Source organism: Rhodomicrobium udaipurense JA643 (assembly GCF_000636015.1).
GTDB classification, from domain to species: Bacteria; Pseudomonadota; Alphaproteobacteria; order Rhizobiales; family Rhodomicrobiaceae; genus Rhodomicrobium; species Rhodomicrobium udaipurense.
On record NZ_JFZJ01000232.1, the window covers coordinates 1 to 1,558 of the forward strand.

General features: G+C 59.8%; 1 protein-coding gene. It reads left to right on the forward strand.

Annotated elements, in window-relative coordinates:
* On the forward strand, positions 1-889 hold an 889-nt coding region (locus T281_RS17085), incomplete at its 5' end, for an aminotransferase-like domain-containing protein (RefSeq protein ID WP_037242513.1).
* Between the last annotated feature and the right edge of the window lie 669 nt (positions 890-1,558).

The window sequence follows — 1,558 nt, forward strand, 5'->3', positions numbered from 1 at the left end:
GAGCGAGGCGCTCGGATTAGCGTTGATGGCGCTGACCTCTCCCGGCGCTGCGGTCGCGGTCGAGTCCCCATGCTTTTTTGGCATCCTGCAATGGATCGAGACGCTGGGCCTCCGCGCTGTCGAGATCGCAACCGATCCGCATCACGGCATAGACATCGACGAGTTGGAGCGTATCGCAGAAGCCACGCCACTGGCCGCGCTCGCGCTTAATCCGACATTTCATAATCCTTTCGGCTTTGCCATGCCGCCAGAAGCGATGGGGCGTCTTATGGCCTTTGCGGAACGCCGTAGGCTGCCGGTTATTGAAGACGACGTCTATGGCGAACTCCATCATGCCGGGCGTGTCAGGTCGCCGCTGAAGAGCTTCGACCGGGAAGGGTGGGTTTTTTACTGCTCCTCATTCTCGAAGACGCTCGCGCCTGGCTTCCGCATCGGATGGTGTGTGCCGGGCCGTTTTGCCGAAAGTTTCGAACGTGCGCGTGCCCCCTGCAACGCAGGCGTCACCACGCTGACGCAGAGAGCCCTTGCCGTTTATCTCGACGGGCGTGCTTATCGTCGGCACCTCGAGGGGCTGCGCCGATTATTCGGGTCGCAGGCATCTGCGATCCGTGCGCTCGTGCTGGAAAGCTTCCCCATCGGAACCCTGATAAGTGAGCCGGGAGGTGGATTTGTCTTCTGGGTGGAAATTCCCGCACCATTCGACGTGATGCGCTTCAGCGAACTCGCGATTGCCGAAGGCATTTCAATCGCACCCGGCCCCATCTTTTCGGCGTCAGGTGGGTTCGACAACGCCTTTCGTCTCAGCGTTGGGCGGCGTCTTACGCCAGATGTTGAAGCCGCGATCCGAAGCCTTGGACGAATCGCAATCGAGATGAAAACTGGCCGGTAGTCATCTATCGATAGCGCATGTGATCTTCCAAGGTGCCGTCTGCATCCGCAGCGAGCGGCGCGGCGTGTCACCGCGCTTGCGCTCGTCGAGGCACTTGCGGTCGATTGGGACTCGAAGCTGCTCCTGGCACCATTTGCAACGCACCGGCGTTTTCCATGTGCTTTGGCCAGCGAGCAAGCAAACCTTGGGGAAGGCGCGGGGGCTGCTGGGTTTCTTCGCGCGCGGCTGTTAACCGGAATCAGCAAACGGAAGCGCTTGGATGACGTTTCCTGCAATTCCAGTCGCACCGTAACTGCCGATTGGCGCCCGTCGATTTTCGGGCTCAGTGTTTATCGGGTGCTTAGCGGATACATCATAAGTGAGCGTCTGCCGTTCGCGTAGCGTTGAGCGTGACGAGCTAGGGATCGCGAGCGGGGCAGGGCGATCATTGCGGGTATAGGGAGGTGCGGAAGCTGCGTCGAAAATCTTACTGGCGCTCCGCGTTTAATGACGCCGCAGGCAACGGACCTTCCCTCGCGCTTTGGCGGCGACTGTCACAACGCAATTTGACACGCCGTGGCAAACGCGGTTTTGTCCCCCATGATCTGCCACCTACCGTATGTTAGAAGCGCGCGGGTGATGCGATCATCGGAGGATTGGACGGACAGAGAAGCGCAAGTGACTGATAAT